The organism is Burkholderia sp. Bp8994, from assembly GCF_003853805.1.
GTDB lineage: Bacteria > Pseudomonadota > Gammaproteobacteria > Burkholderiales > Burkholderiaceae > Burkholderia.
In genome coordinates, this window is record NZ_QTQH01000017.1 from 128,582 (window position 1) to 155,023 (window position 26,442).

Annotated in this window: 29 protein-coding genes and 2 tRNA genes; 21 read left to right on the plus strand and 10 right to left on the minus strand. The window is 68.1% G+C overall.

Annotated elements, in window-relative coordinates; genetic code table 11:
• Positions 1-26: 26 nt before the first annotated feature.
• Together DIE04_RS20005 and pncB are read right to left on the minus strand one after the other, a co-directional pair.
• Complete coding sequence (locus DIE04_RS20005; RefSeq protein ID WP_059523763.1) at positions 27-689, minus strand: lactate utilization protein C; 663 nt, start codon at positions 687-689, stop codon at positions 27-29.
• An 89-nt stretch (positions 690-778) separates the two neighbouring features.
• Positions 779-1,975, minus strand: a complete 1,197-nt coding sequence (gene pncB / locus DIE04_RS20010; RefSeq protein WP_124521381.1) for a nicotinate phosphoribosyltransferase — start codon at positions 1,973-1,975, stop codon at positions 779-781.
• Between the two features lie 283 nt (positions 1,976-2,258).
• Between pncB and fdxA the strand changes: the two genes are divergently transcribed.
• The 8 genes from fdxA (at position 2,259) to DIE04_RS20055 (ending at position 6,635) form a co-directional block, all read left to right on the plus strand.
• Positions 2,259-2,582, plus strand: a complete 324-nt coding sequence (fdxA, locus tag DIE04_RS20020) for a ferredoxin FdxA (RefSeq protein ID WP_011351384.1) — start codon at positions 2,259-2,261, stop codon at positions 2,580-2,582.
• Between the two features lie 105 nt (positions 2,583-2,687).
• Positions 2,688-2,763 (plus strand) — tRNA-Asn (locus DIE04_RS20025).
• 74 nt (positions 2,764-2,837) lie between these two features.
• Positions 2,838-2,913, plus strand: a tRNA-Asn gene (locus DIE04_RS20030).
• 107 nt (positions 2,914-3,020) lie between these two features.
• Positions 3,021-3,506, plus strand: a complete 486-nt coding sequence (locus DIE04_RS20035; RefSeq protein WP_044844793.1) for a CreA family protein — start codon at positions 3,021-3,023, stop codon at positions 3,504-3,506.
• A gap of 61 nt (positions 3,507-3,567) precedes the next feature.
• Positions 3,568-4,473, plus strand: coding sequence for an AraC family transcriptional regulator (locus tag DIE04_RS20040; RefSeq protein WP_124521383.1), 906 nt, complete (start codon positions 3,568-3,570; stop codon positions 4,471-4,473).
• Positions 4,474-4,590: 117 nt separating this feature from the next.
• Complete coding sequence (locus DIE04_RS20045; protein ID WP_124521385.1) at positions 4,591-5,364, plus strand: AzlC family ABC transporter permease; 774 nt, start codon at positions 4,591-4,593, stop codon at positions 5,362-5,364.
• Positions 5,361-5,699 (plus strand): AzlD domain-containing protein, encoded by a 339-nt coding sequence (locus DIE04_RS20050; protein ID WP_044844796.1) that lies wholly within the window; start codon positions 5,361-5,363, stop codon positions 5,697-5,699. Before DIE04_RS20045 ends, DIE04_RS20050 begins: the two co-directional genes overlap by 4 nt.
• Before the next feature lie 159 nt (positions 5,700-5,858).
• Positions 5,859-6,635: a DUF4088 family protein gene (locus tag DIE04_RS20055; protein WP_044844797.1), complete on the plus strand. Its 777-nt coding sequence runs from the start codon at positions 5,859-5,861 to the stop codon at positions 6,633-6,635.
• 117 nt (positions 6,636-6,752) lie between these two features.
• Here DIE04_RS20055 and DIE04_RS20060 read toward each other — a convergent pair whose 3' ends face one another.
• Positions 6,753-7,163 carry a hypothetical protein gene (locus DIE04_RS20060; protein WP_124487477.1) on the minus strand — a complete coding sequence of 137 codons (411 nt, stop codon included), beginning with the start codon at positions 7,161-7,163 and terminating at the stop codon, positions 6,753-6,755.
• A gap of 280 nt (positions 7,164-7,443) precedes the next feature.
• Here DIE04_RS20060 and DIE04_RS20065 point away from each other — a divergent pair, with 280 nt between their 5' ends.
• From DIE04_RS20065 to fumC, 3 genes are all read left to right on the plus strand, one after another.
• Positions 7,444-7,662 (plus strand): RNA-binding S4 domain-containing protein, encoded by a 219-nt coding sequence (locus tag DIE04_RS20065; RefSeq protein ID WP_006753074.1) that lies wholly within the window; start codon positions 7,444-7,446, stop codon positions 7,660-7,662.
• A gap of 129 nt (positions 7,663-7,791) precedes the next feature.
• Positions 7,792-9,180: a multidrug efflux MATE transporter NorM gene (gene norM, locus DIE04_RS20070; RefSeq protein WP_124487478.1), complete on the plus strand. Its 1,389-nt coding sequence runs from the start codon at positions 7,792-7,794 to the stop codon at positions 9,178-9,180.
• 144 nt (positions 9,181-9,324) lie between these two features.
• The gene (gene fumC, locus DIE04_RS20075; RefSeq protein WP_044844800.1) at positions 9,325-10,719 is read left to right on the plus strand and encodes a class II fumarate hydratase; all 1,395 of its coding nucleotides are present in this window, start codon (positions 9,325-9,327) and stop codon (positions 10,717-10,719) included.
• A 57-nt stretch (positions 10,720-10,776) separates the two neighbouring features.
• Here the strand turns inward: fumC and DIE04_RS20080 are convergent, their stop codons facing one another.
• Positions 10,777-11,289, minus strand: coding sequence for an acyl-CoA thioesterase (locus DIE04_RS20080; protein WP_014897688.1), 513 nt, complete (start codon positions 11,287-11,289; stop codon positions 10,777-10,779).
• 136 nt (positions 11,290-11,425) lie between these two features.
• Positions 11,426-11,566, minus strand: a complete 141-nt coding sequence (locus DIE04_RS29820; RefSeq protein ID WP_185500387.1) for a hypothetical protein — start codon at positions 11,564-11,566, stop codon at positions 11,426-11,428.
• 178 nt (positions 11,567-11,744) lie between these two features.
• On the opposite strand from DIE04_RS29820, the gene DIE04_RS20085 reads away from it, so the two are divergent.
• Positions 11,745-12,452, plus strand: coding sequence for a helix-turn-helix transcriptional regulator (locus DIE04_RS20085; protein ID WP_124487479.1), 708 nt, complete (start codon positions 11,745-11,747; stop codon positions 12,450-12,452).
• A 162-nt stretch (positions 12,453-12,614) separates the two neighbouring features.
• Positions 12,615-15,161: a DUF6600 domain-containing protein gene (locus tag DIE04_RS20090; protein ID WP_124487480.1), complete on the plus strand. Its 2,547-nt coding sequence runs from the start codon at positions 12,615-12,617 to the stop codon at positions 15,159-15,161.
• 103 nt (positions 15,162-15,264) lie between these two features.
• Here DIE04_RS20090 and DIE04_RS20095 read toward each other — a convergent pair whose 3' ends face one another.
• Both DIE04_RS20095 and DIE04_RS20100 read right to left on the minus strand, forming a co-directional pair.
• Positions 15,265-16,236 carry a thymidylate synthase gene (locus DIE04_RS20095; RefSeq protein ID WP_044844804.1) on the minus strand — a complete coding sequence of 324 codons (972 nt, stop codon included), beginning with the start codon at positions 16,234-16,236 and terminating at the stop codon, positions 15,265-15,267.
• 42 nt (positions 16,237-16,278) lie between these two features.
• Positions 16,279-17,676, minus strand: coding sequence for a sigma-54 dependent transcriptional regulator (locus DIE04_RS20100; protein WP_124487481.1), 1,398 nt, complete (start codon positions 17,674-17,676; stop codon positions 16,279-16,281).
• On the opposite strand from DIE04_RS20100, the gene DIE04_RS29825 reads away from it, so the two are divergent.
• The 3 genes from DIE04_RS29825 (at position 17,656) to DIE04_RS20110 (ending at position 19,260) form a co-directional block, all read left to right on the plus strand.
• Positions 17,656-18,054, plus strand: a complete 399-nt coding sequence (locus tag DIE04_RS29825; protein ID WP_185500389.1) for a hypothetical protein — start codon at positions 17,656-17,658, stop codon at positions 18,052-18,054. The genes DIE04_RS20100 and DIE04_RS29825 overlap by 21 nt on opposite strands.
• 123 nt (positions 18,055-18,177) lie before the next feature.
• Positions 18,178-18,504, plus strand: a complete 327-nt coding sequence (locus DIE04_RS20105; RefSeq protein ID WP_124487482.1) for a hypothetical protein — start codon at positions 18,178-18,180, stop codon at positions 18,502-18,504.
• A gap of 255 nt (positions 18,505-18,759) precedes the next feature.
• Positions 18,760-19,260 (plus strand): dihydrofolate reductase, encoded by a 501-nt coding sequence (locus DIE04_RS20110; RefSeq protein WP_044844807.1) that lies wholly within the window; start codon positions 18,760-18,762, stop codon positions 19,258-19,260.
• 90 nt (positions 19,261-19,350) lie between these two features.
• Here DIE04_RS20110 and pmbA read toward each other — a convergent pair whose 3' ends face one another.
• The gene (pmbA, locus tag DIE04_RS20115) at positions 19,351-20,721 is read right to left on the minus strand and encodes a metalloprotease PmbA (RefSeq protein WP_044844808.1); all 1,371 of its coding nucleotides are present in this window, start codon (positions 20,719-20,721) and stop codon (positions 19,351-19,353) included.
• A 128-nt stretch (positions 20,722-20,849) separates the two neighbouring features.
• On the opposite strand from pmbA, the gene yjgA reads away from it, so the two are divergent.
• Positions 20,850-21,455 (plus strand): ribosome biogenesis factor YjgA, encoded by a 606-nt coding sequence (gene yjgA / locus DIE04_RS20120; RefSeq protein WP_311766332.1) that lies wholly within the window; start codon positions 20,850-20,852, stop codon positions 21,453-21,455.
• Entirely contained in the window at positions 21,439-22,056 is a 618-nt protein-coding gene (gene mog / locus DIE04_RS20125; protein WP_124487483.1) for a molybdopterin adenylyltransferase, read from the plus strand. Before yjgA ends, mog begins: the two co-directional genes overlap by 17 nt.
• 16 nt (positions 22,057-22,072) lie before the next feature.
• On the opposite strand, the gene orn is transcribed toward mog, so the two are convergent.
• Complete coding sequence (gene orn, locus DIE04_RS20130) at positions 22,073-22,693, minus strand: oligoribonuclease (RefSeq protein ID WP_124487484.1); 621 nt, start codon at positions 22,691-22,693, stop codon at positions 22,073-22,075.
• A 117-nt stretch (positions 22,694-22,810) separates the two neighbouring features.
• Between orn and DIE04_RS20135 the strand changes: the two genes are divergently transcribed.
• Genes DIE04_RS20135 through DIE04_RS20145 form a run of 3 tightly spaced genes read left to right on the plus strand, consistent with a single transcriptional unit; the run spans position 22,811 to position 25,383 of the window.
• Positions 22,811-24,070 (plus strand): M48 family metallopeptidase, encoded by a 1,260-nt coding sequence (locus tag DIE04_RS20135; protein WP_124487485.1) that lies wholly within the window; start codon positions 22,811-22,813, stop codon positions 24,068-24,070.
• Entirely contained in the window at positions 24,067-25,008 is a 942-nt protein-coding gene (gene rsgA, locus DIE04_RS20140; RefSeq protein ID WP_040143718.1) for a ribosome small subunit-dependent GTPase A, read from the plus strand. The genes DIE04_RS20135 and rsgA overlap by 4 nt, the downstream gene beginning before the upstream one ends.
• 57 nt (positions 25,009-25,065) lie before the next feature.
• A complete protein-coding gene (locus tag DIE04_RS20145) occupies positions 25,066-25,383 on the plus strand; it encodes a putative signal transducing protein (protein ID WP_044844812.1) in 318 nt (105 codons plus the stop codon).
• Positions 25,384-25,458: 75 nt separating this feature from the next.
• On the opposite strand, the gene DIE04_RS20150 is transcribed toward DIE04_RS20145, so the two are convergent.
• Positions 25,459-26,397, minus strand: a complete 939-nt coding sequence (locus tag DIE04_RS20150) for a CobD/CbiB family protein (RefSeq protein WP_044844813.1) — start codon at positions 26,395-26,397, stop codon at positions 25,459-25,461.
• Positions 26,398-26,442: the final 45 nt, after the last annotated feature.

The window sequence follows — 26,442 nt, forward strand, 5'->3', positions numbered from 1 at the left end:
GAGTGAGGATCGAGCGGACGCGATCGTCATGCACCGCGCACGACGATCGCGTGAACGCGGTACGGGCCGTGTGCGCCCAGCACGATGGTCTGCTCGATATCGCCGGTGCGCGACGGGCCCGATACGAAATTGACCGCGCGCGGCAATTCGCCGCGCTCCGCGCGAATCAGCGCGAATGCGTCTTCATGGCCCGCGACGATCCGCGACGCCGGCACGATCGCGATGTGGGTTTCCGGCAGCAGCCCGGCCGATGCATAGGTGTCGGGGCCGGACAGCAGCACCAGCGAGCCCGTTTCGGCGGTGGCGCAAAAGCAGCCGGTGAGGCCGACGAGATCGCCGTCGCGCGGCTTGCGGCATTCGACCGACAGGCCGGCGCCGGCCCAGTCGAGCTCGGCCAGCGTGCGCCATGCGACGGCCTGCATCGGCAAGCCGTGAGCGGAAAGATAGCGGGCAGCGGCGGCGGGCGCGTCGGCCAGCGTCGCGACTTCGTCGACCGTCGTCGACAGGCGCGCCGCTTCATCGACGAATGCGGCGACGAGGTCGGCCGGCATCGGCGGCCGCGGCCCCTCGGGATGGCGGGCGAGATAGTCGGCGACGCCGTCGCGCTCCGCTGCATCGGGTTCGGGCGCGCGTCCTTGCGCCGCGCGAATGCGTGCGAGGATCTGGCGACGGGCAGCGGAAGTGTCCATGAACGGTCCTCGTGACGTTGGCGTGCGATACCGTCGGATTATACCGGCCGCCCCCGCCGCGACGCACCTCGCCGGACGGCCGACGCTTGCTACGATGCGGCGTCGTCGGCCGGCTGCGCGATGCCGAACACCTGGCGCAGGTACGCGAGATACGCCTTGTCGTCGCACATGCTCTTGCCCGGCGTATCCGACAGCTTCGCGACCGGCTGCCCATTGCAGCGGACCATCTTGATCACGATCTGCAGCGGCACGTAACCGAGATCGTTCGTGAGGTTGGTGCCGACGCCGAACGCGAGCTTGCAGCGGCCGCGGAACCGTTCGTACAGCTGCATGACCTTCGGAATGTCGAGCGCGTCGGAGAACACGAGCACCTTGGTGCGCGGATCGCAGCGGTTCGCCTCGTAGTGGCGCAGCATGCGCTCGCCCCACTCGAACGGATCGCCTGAATCGTGGCGCGCGCCGTCGAACAGCTTGCAGAAGTACATGTCGAAGTCGTTCAGGAACGCGTCCATCCCGTAGACGTCCGACAGCGCGATCCCGAGGTCGCCGCGATACTCCTTCGCCCACATCTCGAAACCGTAGGTCTGCGAATCGCGCAGCCGCGGGCCGAGCGCCTGGCAGGCCTGCAGGTATTCGTGCGCCATCGTGCCGAGCGGCGTCAGGCCGTGCTTCATCGCGTAGAACACGTTGCTCGTGCCCGCGAACTGCGGTCCGAGCCCGTCGCGCAGCGTCAGCGCGACCTCTTCGTGCCAGACCTTCGAGAAGCGCCGGCGCGTGCCGTAGTCGGCGATCTTGCAGTCGGCGAACTCGGGCTTCGCGCCGAGCAGCTTGATCTTCTCGCCCAGCCGCTCGCGGCCTTCGCGATAGTCGGGCTCGCGCTGCGTGTTGCGGAAATAGACCTCGTTGACGATCGCGAGCACCGGGATCTCGAACAGGATCGTGTGCAGCCACGGCCCTTCGATCACGATGTCGATCTCGCCGTTGCCCTTCGGCGAAGGCGTGATCGAGATGTACTTCTCGTTCAGGTGGAACAGCGCGAGGAAGTCGACGAAGTCGCTCTTGATGAAGCGCATGCGCCGCAGGTAGTCGAGTTCGTCGTCGGTGAAGCGCAGCGCACACAGGCCGCGCACCTCGTCGCGGATCTCGTCGATGTACGGCACGAGATCGACGCCGGGCGTGCGACACCGGAACCGGTACTCGACGTTTGCGGCAGGAAAGTGATGCAGGACGACCTGCATCATCGTGAACTTGTAGAGATCCGTGTCGAGCAGCGAAGTGATGATCATGTTTACGGCACCGCCAATATCGTGACAGGGCCCCGGCGCACCGCGCGCCGCCCGGTCTGTCGGCCATGTTACCCGAATGCGGGCCCGACCATCGTGAAACCGCCCTGCCCGACGCGCCGGGCGCGCGGCCGCACGCGCCGCGCCCGCCGCCAGCCCCATAAACTAATCACGAAACGATATAAGCCGGAAAGCCGACCACGCCATGCGGGTTTTGCGCTTCAGTTACAATGCCGCTTTTGGCGCACACGCCACCCCATATATACCGCCAAGCAGGAGCGTTTTAATGACTCACGTTGTGACCGAAGGCTGCATCAAGTGCAAATACACGGATTGCGTGGATGTGTGCCCGGTGGATTGCTTCCGTGAAGGTCCCAACTTTCTCGCCATCGATCCGGACGAGTGCATCGACTGCGCCGTGTGCGTCGCCGAGTGCCCGACCAATGCGATCTATGCCGAAGAAGACGTTCCGGGCGACCAGCAGCAGTTCACCGCGCTGAACGCCGAGCTGGCGAAGGACTGGCCGTCGATCACGAAGACCAAGCCGGCACCGGCCGACGCGGACGAGTGGAAGGACGTGCAGGACAAGCTGCACCTGCTCGAGCGTTGATCGCGCAGCGGCGCTGCAAAAATTTTTTGGTGCGCCGCCGCTCAAAAGTGTTGACAGGTTAGCGAACACTCCATACAATCTCGTTTCTCTGCTGTTGTTGTTTGTTCCCCGATAGCTCAGTCGGTAGAGCGCCGGACTGTTAATCCGTAGGTCCCTGGTTCGAGCCCAGGTCGGGGAGCCAAAAAACAAAGGCCCGTTGAAAGTGGACGGGTTTTTTGTTGGTTACCGAACACGCAAGCAGATGTACCGATTTATTCCCCGATAGCTCAGTCGGTAGAGCGCCGGACTGTTAATCCGTAGGTCCCTGGTTCGAGCCCAGGTCGGGGAGCCAGACAGCGAAAGGCCCGTCATTCGACGGGCCTTTTGTTTTTCCGGCGCCCGCCGGTCACCGCCGCGCATGCTAGAGTTTCTGTCCCGCATTCGCATCCGGTTCCGTCGATGAAGCACCGCCTCCTTTCCGCCGCGTCGCTCGCCCTTCTGCTCTCCGCCTTTGCCACCGCGCCGCTCGCGCACGCGGAGGAAGTCGGCAGCGTCAACACCCATTTCCGCGTGACGGGCTCCGACCGCGTGGTCGTCGAAGCGTACGACGATCCGCTCGTGACGGGCGTCACCTGCTACGTGTCGCGGGCGCGCACCGGCGGGATCAAGGGCACGCTCGGCGTCGCCGAGGATCCGAGCGAAGCGTCGATCGCGTGCCGGCAAGTCGGCCCGCTCAGCTTCAAGGAGCCGCTCAAGCAGCAGACCGACGTGTTCAGCGAACGGATGTCGTTCATCTTCAAGACGCTGCACGTCGTGCGCGTGGTCGACAAGAAGCGCAACACGCTCGTCTACCTGACCTACAGCGACCGCATCGTCAGCGGCAGCCCGAAGAACGCCGTGACCGCCGTGCCGATGCCGGCCGGCACGACGATTCCGGTCAAGTAAGCCCGCGCCGGCCGGGCGCGCGAGCGCTACACTGTCGATTCGACCGCCCTCGCGCCCGACCATGTCCGCCCCCCGCCTTCTTCCGGACTCCGCACGTTACTGGCGCACGCCGCTGCTGCCGGACGCGGATCTGCTCACCGCCACCTATCGCGACCACACGTTCGCGCCGCACTGGCACGACGCGTACACGATCCCCGTGATCCTCGAGGGGGCGGAGCGCTACACCTGTCGCGGCAGCGGCCATGTCGCCGAAACGGGCACCGTGCCCGTGATCAATCCCGGCGAAGTGCACACCGGCTCGCGCGCGACCGACGAAGGCTGGTGCTATCGCGTGAGCTACGTGCCGGTCGACTACATTCGCTCACTCGCGAGCGCGATCGCGGGGCGGCCGCAGGATGCGCCATGGTTCCCGTCCGACGTGATCCGCGACACCGATCTCGCGGCACGGCTCGCGCTGGCCCACCGGATGATGGAGGCCGGCAGCGAACGCATGCCGCCGTTCCACCCCCACGAGCAGCCGGCCGCCAATGATCCGGCCGCCGCGGCACCGCGCGTCTACGATCCGCTCGCCGCCGAAACGGCGATGCTCGATGCGCTGTCGACACTGATCGCGCGCCATGCCGACGCGCGGCTGCAACCGGCGGCGCTCGCGGCCGACGAACCGCGCGTCGACGCGATGCGCGAACGGCTCGCCGCCGATCTCACGGGCACGGTCACGCTCGACGACGTCGCGCAGGCCGCCGGCCTGTCGCCGTTTCACGCGGCGCGCCTGTTCACGCGCACGACCGGGATGCCGCCACATGCGTGGCGCAACCAGCTGCGGCTGCAGCGCGCGCTTGCGCCGTTGCGCGCGGGCGTGCCGATCGCCGATGTCGCCGCGGCCAGCGGCTTCGTCGACCAGAGTCACTTCACGCGGCATTTCAAACGAATGTTCGGCGTACCGCCCGGACGCTGGCAGGCGCGCTGACGCCCTTCCCTGCATTCGACGACGGACGGCAACCCGCACGCACGCAGCGCCATCGGCACCCGCGCGGGCGCAAGAACATACAAGCCGCCGCTGCATCACCCCGCTATCCTCCATTTCATGGAGACGCGCCCCTTGAACCCCACACCCACACCTACGCCCCCGCCTCGCCCCCCGCTCAACGAGTGGCTCGACGGCGCACGCGACACGATCCCGATGATGATCGGCGCGGCACCGTTCGGCGTGATCTTCGGCACGCTCGTCGGCGGCGGCCCGCTCGCCGCATGGCACGGCGCGCTGATGTCGCTCGCGGTGTTCGCGGGCTCCGCGCAATTCATCGCGCTCGGCCTGATCGCGGGCAGCGCGAGCTTCGTCGTCGTGCTCGCGACGACGCTGATCGTGAACCTGCGTCACCTGCTGTACAGCGCGACGCTCGCGCCGTACGTCGCGCACCTGCCACTGCGCTGGCGCGCGACGCTCGGCGCGCTGATGACCGACGAGGTGTTCGCGGTCGCCTACGCGCACTACCGCCACTTCCCGCCCGGCGCGATCGGCCCGCACTACTTCTTCGGCTCGGGCCTCGCGATGTACCTGAACTGGCAGGTCTGGACGCTCGCGGGCATCGGCTTCGGCGCGGCCTTCCCGGGCCTCCAGTCGCTCGGCCTCGATTTCGCGATGGCGGCCACCTTCATCGCGATCGTCGTCCCGCAGCTCGGCACGCTGCGCTATCTGGCGGCCGCCGCGACGGCCGGCACGCTCGCGTACTTCTGGCAGGGCTGGCCGTACAAGCTCGGGCTGCTGGGCGCGGTCGCCGCCGGCGTCGTGGTCGGCGTCGCGCTCACGCTGCTGCACGAGCGTTCGCGCACCGCTTCACGCACGGAGGCCGCATCGTGAGCTACGCGCTGCTGATCCTCGGGATGGCCGTGATCACCTATGCGATCCGGACGACGCTGTTCCTGTTCGGCGAGCGGCTGACCTTCCCGCCGCTCGTGCGGACCGCGCTCGGCTTCGTGCCCGTCACCGTGCTGACTGCGATCATCGTGCCGATGACCGTCTCGCCGCACGGCGGCACGGCCGAGCTGACCTGGCGCAATCCGCAGCTGGTCGGCGCGCTCGCCGCCGTGCTCGTGTCGGCGACGACACGCCGGCCGCTCGTGACGATCGCGGTCGGGCTCGCGGTGTTCTTCTTCTGGCAAGGGGTCGTGATGCCGCACTGGCTGCCGGCCTGAGCGGACCTCGCCGGCCGCGCTCAAGTTTCCGTCCGGCGCGCCGATATAGGAAGTGAAGACCCGCCATCGGCCTCGGCGCGAACCGGTCCGTCGACGCCGCGCCCGCACCGGTGCGCGATGTCGGCCGCCGGCCCGCGCGGGCCGCCATCGAGACGATTCATGGGCCAGATCACCCTTTCCCTCAAGGACGACACGCTTGCGTCCCTGCGCAAGGACTACGACGCGTTCGTGCGCGTGTCGCTGAAACTCGACCCGCAGTTCGCGACGCCGTCGTTCGAGGATTTCCTGCGCGCCAAGCTGCTCGACAACATGGTGCCGCTGACCGAGCACGCCGTGCAGCGGATGCTCGAGGGCGGCCAGTACGCGTGGGCGAAGCGCACGCTCGACAAGGAATTCCCGGACGTCGTCGCGATCCTGATGCGGCAGGCCGGCGAATTCGGCTTCGGCTTCGCGTCGCGCTCCGAATGGACGCCCGACGAGCTAGCGAAGGCGTGCCGCGACTGGGCCAAGGCGATCGTCGCCGAAGCGCAGGGCGATGCGTCGCTGGTCGATCCGCTCGCGGCGCAGATCAAGAGCGCGGTCCACGACATCCAGGCGCTCGAGGAATCGATGCAGACGCCCGCGTGGCGGCTCGCGGAATCGCTGCGCCAGCGCATCTACGAGGCGAAGCTCGCGTGCGAGATGAGCGTCGGCAGCGCCGCGCGCGACAAGCTCGGCGAACTGCGCGGCCTGCTGCGGCTCGGGCTCGCGCACGGCTCGTTCCAGAAACAGGAAGCGCAGCAGATCATGGAATATCTGCGGCTGCTGAAGCCCGAGATCTTCGTCGACGAGCCATACGACGTATTCACGCGGCTCGCCGCGTGGCTGCGCAGCGTATTTACCCCGTCCGCGGCAAGACCGGCACACGGACCGGGGCCGGAGCAGCGCCGGCCGTGACGGCCCGCGTCCACGCATGAAGAACGGCCCGGTTCGCGCGAAGCGAACCGGGCCGCCGGTCGATCGCCGTCACGACGCGCCGTCCGGGGCGAGCGTCGTGCGACGTCGGGGTGCCGCTTACTGCGCGGCGCCCGAGGCCGATGCACCGCCCTGCACGCCGGCCGACGCACTGCCTTCGACCGCTTCGTCGCCCACCTTCGACTTCGCCGAGCCGGCGTGATGCTTGGCCGACTTCGCCGCATGCTTCGCGTGCTTCTTGGTCGAGTGGACCGACGACGCCGCCGTATCCTTCGCGCCGTCGGCTGCCGCGCCAACCGCATCGGTTGCGCCGCCGACCGCGTTGCCCGACGCATTCGCGCCGGCACCACCCTGCATACCCGCGTCTGCGCCTGCCCCCGCTGCCGGCGCCTGCGTCTGCACGCCGGCGCCTGCGGTGCCCTGCGCCGCGACGCCGGTCTGCGCGAATGCGGCCGAAGTGGCGAACGCCGTCAGCGCGGCACCAATCAGCATCGTACGAATCTTGGACATGACAATCCTCCTCAAGAAGTTGTGGGCGCGGAGCGCATCGATACGCTCCGTCGCGTCCCCTGCCGCGACACGCAGCAGGTACGATGAAAGACCCGCGGGCGGCACGGCCGGTTCTCGAATCTCTCAGACTGTTACCCACCGTTTCATTTGCTGACGAATCGCTCACAGTCCTTAACAGCTACGGGGCGCAAACATGCGCGCGCGGCCGCACTCGCGCGCGGGCCCGCAGTGCCGTATGATGCGGGGCGATTCCTCCCGCGCGTCGCGCGCCTCCTTCGTCATGCCCAACCTGGATTTCACGCTGACCGGCGAGTACGTCGAGCTGCACAACCTTCTCAAGATCACCGGCCTCGCCGACAGCGGCGGCACCGCGAAGATGTTCGTCGCGTCCGGCGCGGTGAAAGTCGACGGCGTGGTCGAACTGCGCAAGACCTGCAAGATCCGCGCGGGCCAGGTCGTGCTGTTCGGCGATACGCGGATCGCGGTTCACGACGCATAGCGGTTCCCCCTCACCGTGACATGGCCATCGGCGCGCGCGTTCGACACCGTTCGAATAAAGCCGTAAGCTAGCCGTCTCTCAAAATAAATACAGACAGCGCGGGCCCGCACCCGCGCGAGCGCCCATTCCATGTCGCATTCCGGTCTTACGCGGACGGCCGCCGCGCCGCCGTCGCTGTCCAGTCATGCCGCCGATACCGCGCGCCTCGCCGCACCGCTCGCGATCGCACAACTCTCGCAAATGGCGATGAGCGTCACCGACACGGTGCTGCTCGGCTCGCTCGGCCCCGATTCGCTCGCGGCGGGCGGCCTCGGCGCGAACTTCTTCTTCGTCATCGTGACCGTGCTGCAGGGTGTGCTGTCGTCGGTCAGCGTGAGCGTCGCGCATGCGCGCGGCGCGCAGGCGGAACACCGCGTGCCGCACATCTACTGGACCGGCTTCGTGCTGTCCGTGCTGCTCGCGATTCCGGCGATCGTCGCGCTGTCGCTGTCCGAGCCGATCCTGCTGATGTTCCACGAGCCGCCCACGCTCGCGCGTCACGTCGGCGAGTACACCGGCATCCTGCGGTTCGCGGCGCTCGGCAGCCTGATCGGCGTCGGGCTGATGCGCGCCTTCCTGCCGGCGATCGGCGCCGCACGGCGGCTGCTGTGGGTGTCGATCGGCGGCGTCGGCGTGAACGGCGTGCTGAACTACGGGCTGATCCACGGCGCCTTCGGCTTGCCGCGGCTCGGCTTCCTCGGCTCGGCGGTCGCGACGACCATCACCATCTGGCTCACCGCGCTCGCGCTGATCTGGCTGCTGCACGGCCGCCAGCGGTTCCGCCATTTCGTGACCGCCGCCCGCCCGAAACTGCCGATGATGGGCGAGCTGATCGGCATCGGCTGGCCGGTGGCGATCACGTACGGGGTCGAATCGACGCTGTTTCTCGCCACGGGCCTGACCATCGGCGTGCTCGGCGCGACGTCGCTTGCCGCGCACCAGATCGCACTGAACGTCGCGTCGGTGGCGTTCATGGTGCCGCTCGCGATCGGCCAGGCCGCCAACGTGCGGGTCGGCTACTGGGTCGGCGCCGGCCAGCCGGTCGCCGCGCGGCATGCGGGCTTCGTCGCGCTCGGCCTCGGCGTCGCGTTCATGTCGCTGTCGGGGCTCGTGCTGATCGTCGTGCCGCATGCGATCGTCGGCCTGTACCTCCAGCTCGACGATCCGGCCAACGCGGCGACCGTGTCGCTGGCCGCGTCGCTCCTCGGCATTGCCGCGGTGTTCCAGATCGTCGACGGCATGCAGACCGTCGGCTCGGGCGCGCTGCGCGGACTGCGCGATACGCGCATCCCGATGCTCGCGGCGACCCTCGGCTACTGGGGCATCGGCTTCCCGACCGGTTACTGGCTGGCGTTCCATGCAGGCCTTGGCGCACGCGGCCTGTGGTGGGGGCTCGCGGCCGGCCTCGCGAGCGTCGCCGCGCTGATGGCCTGGCGCTTCCATTTGAAGAGCGCATCGCTCGTCGCATCGACGCGCTGAGCGCGACGACACGACGCAAAATCGCGGCCGGCGCTATGCTTGTCGGTTGAAGACCCAACGCGTCGCGCCAGCGGCGCGACTGCCTCACGATACGCCAGACGCCGCGCGACGCGCGGCCTTTCCCCTTCCCAAGAGGAGTGCATCATGAACGAAGCAGTTCGGATGGAACGCGACACGTTCGGCGAGATCGCCGTGCCGGCCAACCGGCTCTGGGGCGCGCAGACGGAACGCTCGCTGCAGAATTTCCGGATCTCGACCGAGAAGCAGTCGCCCGAGCTGATCCACGCGCTCGCGATCGTCAAGCGCGCCGCGGCCGCCGTGAACCAGTCGCTCGGCGTGCTGGCCGACGACAAGGCGCGCGCGATCATCGACGCGGCCGACGAGATCATCGCGGGCAAGCATCCGCGCGAATTCCCGCTCGCCGTGTGGCAGACGGGCTCCGGCACGCAGACCAACATGAACCTCAACGAGGTGATCGCGAACCGGGCGAGCGAACTGCTCGGCGGCGAGCGCGGCGAAGCACGCAAGGTCCACCCGAACGACGACGTGAACCGCGGCCAGTCGTCGAACGACGTGTTCCCGACCGCGATGCACGTCGCGGCCGCGTACGCGATCGTCAACCATCTGCTGCCCGCGCTGCGCACGCTGCGCGCGACGCTCGACGCGAAGTCGAAGGCCTTCGCCGATATCGTGAAGATCGGCCGCACGCACCTGCAGGACGCGACGCCGCTCACGCTCGGGCAGGAATTTTCCGGTTACGTCGCGCAGCTCGACCAGGGCATTCGGCACGTCGAATCGGCGCTGCCGCACCTGTACGAACTCGCGCTCGGCGGCACTGCCGTCGGCACCGGGCTGAACGCGCATCCGGAGTTCGCGGTGCGCGTCGCCGACGAGATCGGCCGGCTGACGACGCTGCCGTTCGTGACCGCGCCGAGCAAGTTCGAGGTGATGGCGGCCGCCGACGCGCTGGTGTTCGCGCACGGCGCGCTGAAGACGGTCGCGGCCGGCCTGATGAAGATCGCCAACGACGTCCGCTGGCTCGCGAGCGGGCCGCGCTGCGGGCTCGGCGAACTGTCGATTCCGGAAAACGAGCCGGGCAGCTCGATCATGCCGGGCAAGGTGAACCCGACGCAGTCGGAAGCCGTGACGATGCTGTGCTGCCAGGTGTTCGGCAACGACGTCGCGGTAAACGTCGGCGGCGCGAGCGGCAACTTCGAGCTGAACGTGTTCCGGCCGATGATCGCGCACAACGTGCTGCAGTCGGTGCGGCTGCTCGCCGACGGCGCGCAGAGCTTCAACGACCACTGCGCGGCGGGCATCGAGCCGAACCGCGCGCGCATCGATCTGCTGCTGAACGAATCGCTGATGCTCGTGACGGCGCTCAACCCGCATATCGGCTACGACAAGGCCGCGCAGATCGCGAAGAAGGCGCACAAGGAAGGCACGACGCTGAAGGCCGCCGCGCTTGCGCTCGGCTACCTGACCGAGGCGGAATTCGACGCGTGGGTGCGCCCCGAGGAAATGATCGGATCGCGGTAATCGCGGGGGCGACGCGATGATGCGACGGGCGCGGCGCGAACGCCGCGCCCGTTGTCGTCAGACGGTGCCCTTCGCCACTTCCTCGGGCTTCATCTCGACGATCTTGTCGAGCGCGGCGCGCACGTCGGCCGCATACTTCGCGAGCACCTTCTGCTCGTCGGTCTCGGGCACGAACGGCGGCACCGGCACCGGGTTGCCGTTCTCGTCGACCGCGACGAACACGACGAGGCAGTCGGTCGTCTGGCGCAGCACGCCGCCCTTCGGATCGCCGGCGTGCACGGACACATGGATGTGCATGCTGGTGCGGCCCGTCGCGACGACGCGCGCCTTCAGCTCGACCAGGTTGCCGACGAGGATCGGACGCTGGAAGCGGATATTGCCGACGCTGACCGTCACGCAATAGCGGCTCGACCAGACCGCCGCGCACGCGTACGCGACCTCGTCGATCCACTTCATCAGCGCGCCGCCATGCACCTTGCCGCCGAAGTTCACGGACGACGGCTCGGCGAGGAAGCGGAATACGGTTTCGGTGCGGTCGAGGGCGGCCGGTACGGGGGATGGTTGGGACATCGTGGTAGCTCCAGGCGGCGGGGGTACGGCACTCGGCGCATTATACGTTGCACTGCGGCAACACGTCGCAGCGCCCGCCGCACGGCCGGCCGCGGCCGTGCGCCGAACCGGCATCGGCACTGGCGATCGACGTCCGTCAGCGGCGCACCGTGATGCCCTGATCGATCGTCCCGTACATCTCGAGGCTGCCGCCCCGCTCGCCGGCGGCGCCTGCACCGCCCTGCGCACAGGCCGCGCAAAGGAACGCGGCGGCCAACAGGCAGAAAATCGTCTTCATCGTTGCATCGTGTCGCATCCGGCGGCCCACTGCCGCCGCGTCCGGCCATTCTACGCGTGCGCGGCCGGCGACCGCGGGTCGCGCACCGCCCCGCCGCATCCGACATTTCACCCGAACACGAAACATCGAATGTGCGCAGCACCTACACTGCAGTCATTCCGCCTGACGAGACACGACGATGACCGATCAAGACGACCACCACTTTCCGGGCCTGAGCCGAATCGGAGCCCTGATCGCCGATCCGGGGCGCGCCGCGATGCTGTGGGTGCTGATGGACGGCAGCGCGCGGCCGGCCGGCGAACTGACGATGATCGCGGGGCTGTCGCCGTCCGCGGCGAGCGCGCACCTCGCGCGCCTGACCGAAGGCGGCCTGCTCGCGCTCGACGTGCGCGGCCGGCACCACTACTACCGGCTCGCGTCGGCCGACATCGCGGCGTCGCTCGAGGCGCTCGCGAACGTGGCCCGCGCGGCCGCGCCGAACCGTCCGGTGCCGCCGCCGTCGCGCGCGGTGCCGGCCGAACTGCGCTACGCGCGCACCTGCTACGACCACATGGCCGGCGAACTCGCGGTCCGCATCTTCGACGGGCTCACCGCACGCGGCTGGCTGCAGGCGGACGGCGACGCGATCGAAGCCACCGAGCTCGGCACCCGGGCGCTCGCGCACTGGGGCATCGACGTCGCGCAGCAGCGCATGCGCCGCCGCCGCTTCGCATGCGGCTGCCTCGACTGGAGCGAGCGCCGCCCCCATCTCGGCGGCGCGCTCGGCGCGGCACTGCTCGACAGCTTCTGCGCCCACGGCTGGATCGAGCGCACCGCACGGCCGCGCGTGCTGCGCGTCACCGTGCCCGGACAGCAGGTTTTCGACGACTGGCTTACGTCCGCTTGACGCGTACATTGCGACGGGACGACAACGGCGCGCGATGGACAGGTTTTGTTACATCGCGTGCCATCCGACTTACAAAACACCGAGCACTGAAACAGGCCGAGCGGATATCGTGAATTCAACGGCACGAATCGACGCGCCGCGATAACGACGAAGACGCTCATCATGGCTTCCCTGTTCACGCTCAAGCGAACCGCCCGCTGCACGCTGCTCGCGTTCGCCGCGCTGGCGACCGTGCCCACCGCATTCGCGCAAACGACCGAGGCCGCCGCGTATGCGGCCGCCGCCCGGCAGTCGGGCGGCGATCCGCCGAGCCGCGTCGCGCGGCTCAACTACAAGTCGGGTGCCGTGACGACGGAGCCCGCCGGCACCGATACGTGGTCGTACGCCGCCGTGAACCGGCCGCTGACGACCGGCGACCAGTTGTGGAACGATGCCGGCGCGCGCTCGGAACTGCACATCGGCTCGACCGCGGTGCGACTCGGCGAATCGACGAGCCTGTCGGTGCTCAACCTCGACGACACCACGACGCAGCTGAAGGTCGGGCTCGGCACCGTATCGACGCACGTGCGCGATCTGCCGTCCGGCGGGTCGTACGAAATCGACACGCCCAATCTCGCGCTCGGCATCTCGGGCCCGGGCGACTTTCGCGTCGACGTCGCGCCGAATGGCGCAAGCACGACGGTCACCGTGCGCAGCGGCAGCGCGACCGTCTACGGCAGCAACGGGCAGTATCCGCTGTCGCCCGGACAGCAGGTCGTGTTCACCGGCACCGACCTGCAGGTCGCGCAGCAATCGGCCGCGCCGGCTCTCGATGCGCTCGACCAGTGGGCCGCCGGCCGCGATGCGGCCGAGCAGCGCTCGGTGTCGGCCCGCTACGTATCGCGCGACGTGCCCGGCTATCAGGATCTCGACGCGAACGGCACGTGGCGCGAAACCCCGAATTACGGCGAGGTCTGGGTGCCGAACGACACGCCCGCCGACTGGGCGCCGTATCACGACGGTCACTGGATCTGGCAGGCGCCGTGGGGCTGGACCTGGGTCGACGATGCGCCGTGGGGCTTCGCGCCGTATCACTACGGCCGCTGGGCCTATGTCGACGACAGCTGGGCGTGGGTGCCCGGCCCGATGGTCGTCAGCCAGCCGCCCGTCTACGCGCCGGCGCTCGTCGCCTTCGTGGGCGGCGGCGGCGGTCCAGACTGGAGCGTCGCGCTGACGGTCGGCGGCGTCGCGGCGGCCGGCTGCGCATGGTTCGCACTCGGTCCGGGCGAACCCTGGCATCCCGGCTGGGGCGGCTGGAGCCCGCATTACTACGATCGCGTAAACCGGAACATCGTGGTCAACAACGTGACGGTCAACAAGACCGTGAACGTGACGAACATCACCAACATCACGAACATCACGAACATCAACAAGACGTACGTGAATTTCCGCGCGCCGCATGCGATCACGGCCGTGCCGGCGTCCGCGTTCGTGCACGGCCAGCCGGTCGCGCACTTCGCGCAACGCGTCGATCCGCAGCAGTGGCGCAACGCGCACGTGATGCCGGGCACGCCCGGCATTGCGCCGGTACGCCAGAGCTTGACCGGCGGACTGCGCACGGCCAGCTACCGTCCGCCGGCGGCGCTCGGACAGCACACGTTCGTCGCGACGCGCAATCCGGCCGTGCCGGCCGCCTATCGTGACCAGGCGGCCGCGCATCTCGCCCGGCAGGGCCAGCACGTGCCGGGTGCAGGCGCACCGGTCGCGAGGACGAGCGTGCCGGCCGACTACCAGGCGCGCCCCGTCCGCGTTCCGGGCAACCCGAAAGCCGGTGCGTGGGCGATGCGCAACGTGCAGCTCGTGAATCCGCACGGTCCCGTCGTGCAACCGGCGCACGCACCACGCGACGGCCAGCCGGCACCGGCCCAGGTCGCGCGGCCTGGTGCGCCGATGCCGGTCGTGGCGAACGGCGCACGACCGATGAACGGCGAAGCCCCCAATGCGCCGCGCTTCGCCAACGGTGCGATGCCGCAGGCGCCGGGCCATCCGGCGCCGCATCAGGCGTTGAGTCCCGGAAATGGCGTCCCGCATCCGCCGGCGGCCGCCAACGAGCCGGCCGGGCGCGACAACACGCATGCGGCCGCGGCGCCCGCGCCCGCGTGGATGCAGCCGCACACGCCGATGGAGCGTCAGCGCCCGACGCCGCCGACGGCACTCCACGCAGCCGGACAGAACGCGCTGCCGCCCGTGCGCAGCGCGGCGCCGGTCCCGCATCCGGAAGCCACGCCCGGTACGCAGCCCGGCCGTCGGCAGGAAACGCCGCGCGCGTTGCCGCAACCGCGACTCGACATGACCGCGCAGATTCCGCAGCAGAGTCCGCGCCCCGATTTCGCGGCACCGGCCCAGCATGCGCAGCCGCGGCCCGAGCGGACCGCTCCGGCACCGCAACCGCGCCCCGAATTCGCGCAACCGGCACCGCGCCGCGAAGTCGCGCCGGCGCACGTGAACGAGTACCGTCCGCCCGCGCCCGCCGTGCATGACATGCCGCGACCGCAGCCGCAGGCCCCGCGCATGGAGCCGCGGCCGTCGATGCCCGCGCCGCACATGGAACCGCGGCCGTCCATGCCCGCGCCGCGCATGGAACCGCGGCCGCAACCGGCGCCGCACGTCGAGGCGCCGCACCCGGGCAATCCGCCGCCCGGCGGCCACGACGAGCGGCGCCACCAGTAACCCGACCGCTGAAACGGCAAGGCCCGACCCGGCGAGTGCCGGTCGGGCCTTCTTCATGCTGCCTGGCGCGGGTCGCCTCACCCGCCGCCGTCGCAGGCCGGGCTCAGACCGCCATCGGCGCGGTCAGCGGCTCATGGTGACGGTAGCCGACAAGCGAGAAATCCGACGGCTCGATCTGCTCGAGCCATTCGGGCGCATAAACACCGGTCTTCGCATAGTCCGGCACGCGCTCGGCAATTTCGAGCCGCGGGCTGTCGTACGGCTCGCGCGTGAGCTGCTGCTGCAGCATGTCGAGCTGGTTCTCGTAGATGTGCGCGTCACCGATGAAGTACGTGAACCAGCGCGGCGTGTAGCCCGTCAGCCGGCCGACGAGCGACAGCAGCGCGGCCCCTTCCGTCAGGTTGAACGGCGTGCCGAGCCCGACATCGTTGCTGCGGATGTACAGGCACAGCGAAATCTCGCGCTTCGTGACGTTCGGCAGGAACTGGTACAGCAGATGGCATGCGGGCAGCGCGATCTGGTCGAGTACGGCCGGATTCCATGCGTGAAACAGGATGCGGCGGTCGGCCGGGTTCTCCATGATCGTGTCGAGACACTGGCGCAGCTGGTCGATTGCCTTGTACAGCAGCACCTTCGGCACCCCGTCCTCGTCGAAGCGCGTGACGATCCGGAAACCGCGGCGCGTCGCGTCGGCGATCTGCGCCTCGGCGCCCGCGTCGAGCACCTTGTAGCCGGGCCACTGGCGCCATTGCACGCCGTACACGTCACCCAGATCGTCGACGCCCTGGCGGTACGGGTTCGCGAGCCACTGTGCGTTGTCGTTCGCGTTCGCGTCCCACACCTTGCAGCCGAGCGCGCGGAAATCGGCCGCGCTGCGCGATGCGCGCAGGAAACCGACCAGTTCGCCGATCGCGGACTTGAACGCGAGCTTCTTGGTCGTGACCGCCGGGAAACCTTGCTGCAGGTCGAACCGCAGCATCGCACCGGGCATGCTGATGGTGCGGATGCCCGTGCGGTTCTCCTGCCAGGTGCCGGTGTCGAGGATGGTGCGAACGAGGTCGAGGTACTGTTTCATGCGGGTTCCTTCGGCCGCGAGGGCGACCGTTACCCGCCAATTCTAGCAAGCGTGATGCTGAACCTCCGGCAACGGTGCCGAAAACCCGCCCAGCGGGTCGCCGCGATCGCGCATGCCATGCGCGCACATCAGCCGGTACAGCGTGACGCGCGACACGCCCAGTTCGCGCGCCGCGTCGGCAAACCGGCCGCGGTGACGCAGCAGCGCCTGCTCGATCACCTGCCGTTCGGCCGCTTCGCGCGCCTCGGTGAGCGAGACGGGCGCCAGTACCGCGAATTCGTTGAGTTCGAGATCGGCCGCGGTAATCATCCGGCCCTCCGACATCACGATCGCGCGGCGCACGCGATTGATCAGCTCGCGCACGTTGCCCGGCCACGAATAGCCGTACAGCGCGGCGATCGCGTCCGGCGAGAAGCCGCGCAGGCGGCGATGCGCATCCCCCTTGAAACGCTCGAGCATGTGGCGCGCCAGCAGTTCGATATCCTTGCCGCGTGCGCGCAGCGGCGGCTCCTCGATCTTCAACACGCACAGCCGATGAAACAGGTCCTCGCGGAACCGCCCTTCGCGCAGCGCCGCTTCCATGTCCACGTGCGTCGCACAGATCACGCGCACGTCGACCGGCACCGATACATGCGCGCCGAGCCGTTCGATCTTGCCTTCCTGCAGGAACCGCAGCAGGCTCGCCTGGCTCTCGAGCGGCAGGTCGCCGATCTCGTCGAGAAACAGCGTGCCGCCGTTCGCGGCCTCGACCCTGCCGATCTTGCGCTGGTTCGCGCCCGTAAACGCGCCGCGCTCATAGCCGAACAGTTCGGCCTGGAGCAGCGTCGACGGAATCGCACCGCAATTGATCGCGACGAACGGCGCTTGCGCGCGCGCCGAGCGCTCGTGGATCGCCACGGCCGTCAGTTCCTTGCCGGTACCCGATTCGCCGGAGATGAACACCGGCGCATCGGTCGTCGCCACGCGCCGGATCGTCCTGAACAGCCCGAGTATCGCGTCGCAGGTGCCGACCATCTCGCCTTCGGCGCGTCCGGCACCGACGGGTGCGGCTACCGGCTCGGTCAGCGCGATCATGCCGTGCGCGTGGCCGATGGTCTCGACGATGCGCGCCGCCTCGTACGGCATCGTGACGTAGTCGAAGCAATAGTCACGAATGAGATGCCGCAGCGTCGCGTCCTGCAATTGGCCGCGCCGGGTCGCCGCGATCCAGCCGATGTGCTGGATGCTCAGACACGCTTCGAGTTCGCGCAAATCCGCGGGCCGAAAACCCGGCGAGAAATCGAGCAGGCCGGCCGTTGCCACGCCGTGCTGCACGACACGCCGCACGTCGCGTGCGCTTTCCGCAAGATCGACGCGCCACCCGCATTCGTCGAAATGCCCGCGCAACGCGTCGTTCGGCTCGCGCGAGAAGTAGATCACATGCCGCTGCTCGGCTCCCATATGCTCACCCCGTTCATCAACCGTCTAACGATTGCCGTACACGCCAAGTCGCGTGCAAAAGGATCGAACCGGGTCAGCCGAAGCGGCTCGATTCGCCATGCCGATGCGCGGCGACGACAGGCCTCGCATGATGGCGCTCATCTCGCGTCCAGTTATTTTTTTGATCAAGACAGCTTAGTTATAGGCGCCGAATACGACAAACCGATTGCAGCGCGGATGAGCGAACGGTCGAATCGCTCAGTGGTCGACGTTGATCAATCGTCTGCACATAGAAACGCGCAGCGACGCGTACCTGCATCGACACACGCGCAAATTTTCATCCTTGACGCGTATCGATTGAATCCGCAGTATTCCCGAGCCCCCTCGTTTCACGCCTGAAACATTTCCCGGCGTTTTCGATCGCAAGTCACGACGCTTCCCCGCAAATCGCAGACGCGGCAATGCGCTTCGCCCGATGGCATGCATTTCGCTGAACGCGTAACGGATCGGGAGAAGGCGGCCATGCGAACAGTTTTTTTGCAGTCTTGTGTGCAGATGACGATTGCATTCGCACTCGCCTGCCACTTCATGCCGGCACGCTCGGAAGAAAGCACGAGGCCCGAACGCGCGATGCCGCTTGCCGATAACGCGCCGCGCATGCAACAGGACCACCGCTTCCGCATCATGCCCGTCGCCGCGCCGCGAGCGCGTTCGTCAGACAAGTCGTCGGTGACGCTGTGGGACGAGCTCGTCCCGCCGGCCCGGCTGCCGATACCGATTCCTGTGGCGCTCCCCGGCAACGCGCAGCATGCGATGGAAGGAACCGCAGGGAACCGCATGCATCAATAATCCGCACATGACTCCATCATGCTGCCTAATCGATGAGGATTGCAGAATAAAATGAACGGCGCAGGTCGTTTCCTGCAGCGTCGACTTCGCGACGCGAACCGTTTTTTGTGTCCGTCCCCCGGCGGGCACTCTTTTTATTCAGGACATCACGGAGCAAACGCCGCACCTACGCCCGCGCATCCGCCCCGGCGCGGTCTCGCGCCGCCATTCCGGTAGAATCGGCGCCATTCCGGTTCTCCTCTTCCCCCGATCTTCATGACGACGTTGACCCTGATCGTCGCGCGCGCCCGCAACGGCATCATCGGCCGCGACAACCAGTTGCCCTGGAAACTTCCCGAGGACCTCGCGTTCTTCAAGCGCACGACGATGGGCGCGCCGATCGTGATGGGCCGCAAGACCCACGAGTCGATCGGCCGGCCGTTGCCGGGCCGCCGCAATATCGTCGTCACGCGCGACGCAGCGCGCCGCTTCGACGGCTGCGACACGGTCACGTCGCTCGCCGACGCGCTCGCGCTCGCCGCGCGCGACGGCGCGCCCGAAGCATTCCTGATCGGCGGCGCACAACTCTATGCGGAAGGCCTCGCGCTCGCCGACAAGCTGGTCGTCACCGAGATCGATGCCGACTTCGACGGCGATGCGTCGTTCCCGGCGCCCGATCCCGCGCACTGGCGCGAAGTCTCGCGCGACCCGCACCAGGCCGCCACGCCCAATACGTTCGGCTATGCGTTCGTCGTGTACGAGCGCAAGCGCGGCTGACACTCGGCACGCGGCACGCGACAAAAAAGCCCGACCGGCTCATGAACGCCGGTCGGGCTTTTCGTTTCCTGGCGGCCGATGCCGCGCCGCTTACTGCCCGGCGATCGTCATCTGCTCGATCAGCACCGAGCCCGTTTCCTTCGTACCGCGCACGATCGAATCCGCGCCGATCGCGACGATATGCCGGAACATCTCCTGCAGCGTGCTCGCGACGGTGATTTCCTCGACCGGATACTGGATCACGCCGTTCTCGACCCAGAAGCCGGCCGCGCCGCGTGAATAGTCGCCGGTCACGTAGTTCACGCCCTGTCCCATCAGCTCGGTCAGCAGCAGGCCCGTGCCGAGCTTCTTCAGCATCGCGTCGAAATCGTCGCCCGGCTGCGTGTTCGAGCTGCGCAGCGCGAGGTTGTGCGAGCCGCCCGCGTTGCCGGTGGTCTGCGTGCCGAGCTTGCGCGCCGAATAGGTCGACAGGAAGTAACCTTCGACGACACCGTCGTTGACGACGCTGCGCGCACGCGTGCGCACGCCTTCCTCGTCGAACGGCGCGCTGCCCATCGCGCGCGGCACGTGCGGATCCTCGACGACCTGCACGTGCGGTGCGAACACCGGCTTGCCGAGGCTGTCGACGAGGAACGACGTCTTGCGGTACAGCGCGCCGCCGCTGACGGCCTGCACGAATGCGCCGAGCAGGCCGGCCGCGAGCGGTGCCTCGAACAGCACGGGCACCTTGCGGGTGTCGAGACGGCGCGCGCCCATCCGCGCCAGCGCACGCTCGGCTGCATAGCGCCCGACGGCTTCCGGCGCCGCGAGATCGACCGCGCTGCGCTTCGACGAATACCAGTCGTCGCGCTGCATGTGGCGGCCGGTGCCCGCGATCGGCGCGCACGCGATGTAGTGGCGCGAGTACGGGTAGCCGGCGAGGAAACCGCGCGACGTCGCGAGCACGAACTGCGAATGCTGCGCCGACACGCTCGCGCCTTCCGAGTTGCGGATCTGCGGGCTGACCGCGAACGCGGCGTCCTCCGCGCGGCGGGCGAGCTCGACGGCCTCGTCGGCCGTCAGCGCCCACGGGTGATAGAGGTCGAGGTCGCGCGGGTCGGTTTCGAGCAGTTCGGCCTCGGCGAGGCCGGCCGCGTCGTCCTCGGCCGTGAAGCGCGCGATGTTGTACGCGGCGGCGACGGTATCCTTGATCGCGGCCGGCGAGAAATCCGACGTGCTCGCGTTGCCGCGCTTCTTGCCGATGAACACCGTCACGCCGACCATCTTGTCGCGGTTGTGTTCGATCGTCTCGACCTCGCCGCGGCGTACCGACACCGACAGGCCGTCGCCTTCGGAGATTTCGGTCGCGGCGTCCGTCGCGCCGAGCGCCTTCGCATGGCGAAGGATGTCCGAGGCAATTTCTTTGAGCTGGTCCTGCGTGTGCGGGAAATAGCGCGCTTGTACGTCGAGATTGGCTGCCATCGTCGTGATATCCGGTGGCGGGCGATCCGCCCGCATGGTCAAAATGTTGCGTATCCCGCGATCATAGCAAGGTCCGGGGCCATATACCGACAAGCTTGGGGCGTCCGCGCCGCGATACAATGCCGCCCATGACACGCAAAACCCGAATCCAGCCGATCGAGCACGCCGACGACGACGCCGGCAATGGCTACGATCGCCCCAGCAAATCCCAGTTGAAACGCGAGATGCACGCGCTGCAGGAGCTCGGCCAGGCCCTGGTCGACCTGCCGAAGGACGCGCTCAAGCGCATGCCGATGCCCGAGGACCTCGCGGACGCCGTGCGCGAGGCACGCCGGATCACCGACCACGAAGGCAAGCGCCGCCAGCTCCAGTACGTCGGCCGCGTGATGCGCTCGCTGACCGACGACGAAACGGCTGCGCTGCGCACCGCGCTCGACGCCCAGCGAGGCGTGAACAAGGCCGCGACCGCCCGCCTGCACTGGATCGAGCGCACGCGCGAACAGCTGCTCGCGAACGACGACGCGCTGACCGAGTTCCTCCGCCAGCACCCCGAAGCCGACATCCAGGAAGGCCGCACGCTGATCCGCAACGCGCGCAAGGAAGCGCAGCAAGGCAAGCCGCCGCGCTATTTCCGCGAGCTGTTCCAGTGGATCAAGACCGCGAGCGGCACCGACGAGGCGGAGGCAGACGAAGCGCCGGACGACGCCGGAGACGACCATGACGACGAAGCGTAACCACCCGGACGAACTCGTGGTCGGCCTCGTGTCAATCAGCGACCGCGCCAGCACGGGCATCTACGAGGACAAGGGCATCCCGGCACTCCAGGAATGGCTCGCCGGCGCGCTGCGCTCGCCATGGCGCGCCGAAACCCGGCTGATCCAGGACGACGCGCCGACGATCTCCGCCACGCTGGCCGAACTCGTCGACGTCGCCGGCTGCGATCTGGTGCTGACGACGGGCGGCACCGGCCCGGCGCGGCGCGACGTGACGCCGGAAGCCACGCTGGCCGTGGCGACGAAGGAAATGCCTGGATTCGGCGAACAGATGCGGCAGATCAGCCTGAATTTCGTGCCGACCGCGATCCTGTCGCGGCAGGTCGCGGTGATTCGCGAGACGGCCGACCACGCGGCGCTGATCATCAACCTGCCCGGCCAGCCGAAGTCGATCCGGGAAACGCTCGAAGGGCTGCGCGACGCCGACGGCAAGTCGACCGTGCCCGGCATCTTCGCGGCGGTGCCCTACTGCATCGACCTGATCGGCGGCCCGTACATCGAGACCGACGCCGCGGTGGTCGCGGCGTTCCGGCCGAAGAGCGCGCAGCGCGCGCCACGCTGAGCGCGTGCCGGCCCGCTCAGGCGGCCGGCGCGGACTCGCCTGCCGGCGCCGACGCGGCCGGAATCAGGAAATGCTCGCGGTAGTACTTCAGTTCGTCGATCGACTCGTGGATGTCCGCGAGCGCCGTGTGCATCGCACGCTTCTGGAAGCCCTTGTAGATCGCCGGCTGCCAGCGGCGGCACAGCTCCTTGAGCGTGCTGACGTCCAGGTTGCGGTAGTGGAAGAATCGTTCGAATTCCGGCATCCAGCGCGCCATGAAGCGGCGATCCTGGCAGATCGAGTTGCCGCACATCGGCGACTTGCCGGGCGACACGTACTGCGAGAGGAACGCCTGCAACTGCGCGGCGGCGTCCGCCTCGGTCACGGTCGACGCGCGCACGCGGTCGATCAGCCCCGAACGGCCGTGCGTCGACTTGTTCCAGTCGTCCATCTTCGCGAGCGTTTCGTCGCTCTGGTGGATCGCGAACACGGGGCCTTCCACCGCGATGTCGAGCGTCGAGTTGGTCACGACGACCGCGATTTCGATGATGCGGTCGTTATCCGGGTCGAGGCCGGTCATCTCCATGTCGAGCCAGACGAGGTTCAACTCGTTGCGCACGAGCGCGGACTGGCTGGCGGAAGCGGCGGTATCGGTCATGAGTCATCCTGGAAAATGGCGGACGGCGCATGGCGCCGCCCGGGCGGCCGGCATCGCGTGAGCGGGCCCGGTCCGCAAGAACATATAATTCTCGCATAGAACCCTTTGGCGCCTTCGATGTCACCCTTTTCGTTCACCCTGCTGTTCGCGATCGCCGTGCTCGCGATGGTCGTCACCAAGCTGTGGCTCGCGTCGCGGCAGATCCGCTTCGTCGCCGCACATCGCAACAGCGTGCCCGCGCAGTTCAGCGCCACCATTCCATTGACTGCCCATCAGCGTGCGGCCGACTACACGGTCGAGCGCACCCGGCTGGCGATGTTCGAGATCGTCGTCAGCGCGGCCGTGCTGGTCGGCCTCACGCTGCTGGGTGGCGTCGGCGCCCTCGACACGCTGCTGACGGGCTGGTTCGGCCGCGGCTACGGGCAGCAGGTCGCGCTCGTCGCCGCCGTGCTCGCGATCACGAGCGTGATCGACGTGCCGTTCGAGTATTACCGCCAGTTCGGGATCGAGCAGCGGTTCGGCTTCAACCGGATGACCAAGCGCCTGTTCTTCACCGACATGCTGAAGAACACGCTGCTCGGCGCCGTGCTCGGCCTGCCGCTGCTGTTCGTCGTGCTGTGGCTGATGAACCAGGCCGGCAGCCTGTGGTGGCTGTGGACCTGGATCGTCTGGGTCGCGTTCCAGATGCTCGTGCTGCTGATCTATCCGACCTTCATCGCGCCGATCTTCAACAAGTTCGAACCGCTGAAGGACGAAGCGCTGCGCACGCGCATCGAGTTGCTGATGAAACGGTGCGGCTTCGCGGCGAAGGGCCTGTTCGTGATGGACGGCAGCCGCCGTTCCGCGCACGGCAACGCGTACTTCACGGGCTTCGGCGCATCGAAGCGGATCGTGTTCTTCGACACGCTGCTCGCGCGGCTGACGGGCCAGGAAATCGAGGCCGTGCTCGCGCACGAGCTCGGCCACTTCAAGCGCCGCCACGTGATGAAGCGGATGCTCGTGTCGTTCGTGCTGAGCCTCGTGCTGCTCGCGCTGCTCGGCTGGCTCGCGCAGCGCACCTGGTTCTATACGGGGCTCGGCGTCACGCCGTCGCTCGACACGAGCAACGCGGGCGCCGCGCTCGTGCTGTTCTTCCTCGCGATCCCCGTGTTCCTGTTCTTTGCAACTCCGTTCAGCAGCCTGACGTCGCGCAAGCACGAATTCGAGGCCGACGCGTTCGCGGCCAGCCAGACCGACGCGCACGATCTCGTCAGCGCGCTCGTGAAGCTTTATGAGGACAACGCGTCGACGCTCACGCCGGACCCCGTCTACACGGCCTTCTACTACTCGCATCCGCCCGCGTCGCAGCGGATCGACCGCCTGATGCAGCACGCATGAGCCGGCCGACCTCCCGCAAGCCGGCCCCGCGCGCGTCGGGCGCGCCGCGTGTCGAAGGCCGCGTGATCGCGGCGCACGGCCGCCACTACATCGTCGCGCCCGACGACGGCGGCCCGATGCTGCAGTGCTTCCCGCGCGGCAAGAAAAGCGAGATCGCGGTCGGCGACCGCGTCGTATACGAGCAGGCGTCGGCCGACCAGGGCGTGATCGTCGAGATCGGCGAGCGGCGCAACCTGCTGTACCGCTCCGACCAGTTCAAGTCGAAGCTGTTCGCGGCCAACCTCGACCAGCTGCTGATCGTGCTCGCGACCGAGCCCTATTTCAGCGAGGACCTGCTCGGTCGCGCACTGATCGCAGCCGAAGCGAACGAACTGAAGCCGCTCGTCGTGCTGAACAAGATCGACGTCGAGGCCGCGCTGCCGGTCGCCCGCGAGCGCCTCGCGCCCTACCGCGCGCTCGGCTACGACGTGCTCGAGCTGTCGGTGAAGGGCGCGCCCGACGATGCGCGTGCGCAGCTGATGCCGCATCTGGCCGGCCATTCGACCATCCTGCTCGGCCAGTCCGGAATGGGCAAGTCGACGCTCGTGAACCTGCTCGTGCCCGATGCCGAGGCCGCGACCCGCGAAATCTCGGCCGCGCTCAACAGCGGCCGCCACACGACGACGTTCACGCGCCTCTACCCGCTCGACGGCGGCGGCGCGCTGATCGATTCGCCGGGTTTCCAGGAATTCGGCCTCTACCACCTGACGGAAGGCCGCCTCGAGCGCGCGTTCCCGGAATTCCGCCCGCTGCTCGCGGACTGCCGTTTCTATAATTGCCATCATCTGCACGAGCCGGGCTGCGCGATTCTCGAGGCCGTCGCCGACGGCCGAATTGCACCGTCGCGGCATGCGCTTTACGCACAGCTCGTGCACGAGGCAAGCCAGATCGTCCGCTGACCGCGGCGGGCAGAAGACGGCCGGTGCCCCGCCCGGCCTTCACCGACAGGAGCCGCGATGCGTTTCAAGGCCCCCGATCTCGCCACCGCGCAGCATTGGGCGAACGTGCTGCAGGTGGCCGGCATCGGCTGCGAGTTGCACAACTGCTACGCGACCGGTGCGCTCGGCGGCCTGCCCGCCGACGCGTGCACGCCCGAGCTGTGGCTCGACGACGAGCGCGACGATGCGCTCGCGCGGCGGCTTCTCGATGCCGCGTCGCACGGCCCGTCGGCCGGCGCCGCGCCGTGGCGCTGCCGTCAGTGCGGCGAGGCGCTCGAGGCCCAGTTCACCGCCTGCTGGCAATGTGGCGCCATACGCGATCCGCTCGACGACTGAGCGAATGGGTCACACACAGCAAAAAGGCCGGCATGAAGCCGGCCTTTTCGTTTCGTCGCGCACTGCGCTGCCGCGTCACGATACCCAGACGGCCAGCGTCAGCATCAACAGCAGGATCATCCACAGGATCACGGCGCGCCACACCAGGCCGACTGCGGACTGCAGCGTGCGCGGCGTGCAATCGTCACCGACCGTCAACGGACCGCTGTCGCCAACCGCCAGCGCGTCGAGGCTCGATGGTTCCGCGAGCGGCCCCGCGAGGCGCGCGCCGAGCGCGCCGCTACCGGCCGCGAGCAGCACGCCGTCGTTCGGGTCGGGCCACTGGCGCGTGTGATTGCGCCACGCGTAGATCGCGTCCTCGAAGTTGCCGACGATCGCGAAACCGAGCGCGGTCAGCCGCGACGGAATCCAGTCGATCACGAAGAACGCGCGCTGCGCGAACGTCGAGAACGCGGCCGTGCGATCGTCGCCCGGCGTCGACCAGCTGCGCGCGAGATATTCGGAGATGCGGTACAGCACGGCGCCGGCCGGACCGATCGGCAGCACGTACCAGAAGAACACGCCGAACACGTGACGATGCGACGCAACGACCGCATGAATCAGCGTATGACGGACGATTTCGCCGACCGGCATGTCGACCGTGTCGAGGCCCGTCCACTCGTGCAGGATTTCACGCGCGCGCGGCACGTCGTCGTTGTTGAGCGCGAGATGGATATCGGTGAAGTAGTGGCTGAACTGGCGAAAACCGAGCGTGAAATACACGACGGCGACGTTCCAGATGAACGCCAGCACGAAGCTCACCTTGTACAGCAGGAAGTAGATCAGCGCGACGATCAACACCCACGGCAGCACGACCGCGAGCCATGCGAGCACGCCATGCTTTTGCTTGCCGGCGTCGAGGCCATGCGCGACGGTTTCCGCGTGAAACTGGAACAGCGCGAACACCGGATTGCTCGGCGACAACGCGCGGACCTGTTCGATGATGAGAGCGAGGAGAACCGAAAAGAAAGTCATGCGTGCGCCGTCTTCGGAGTTATGTCATTTTTTGCATAACGATAG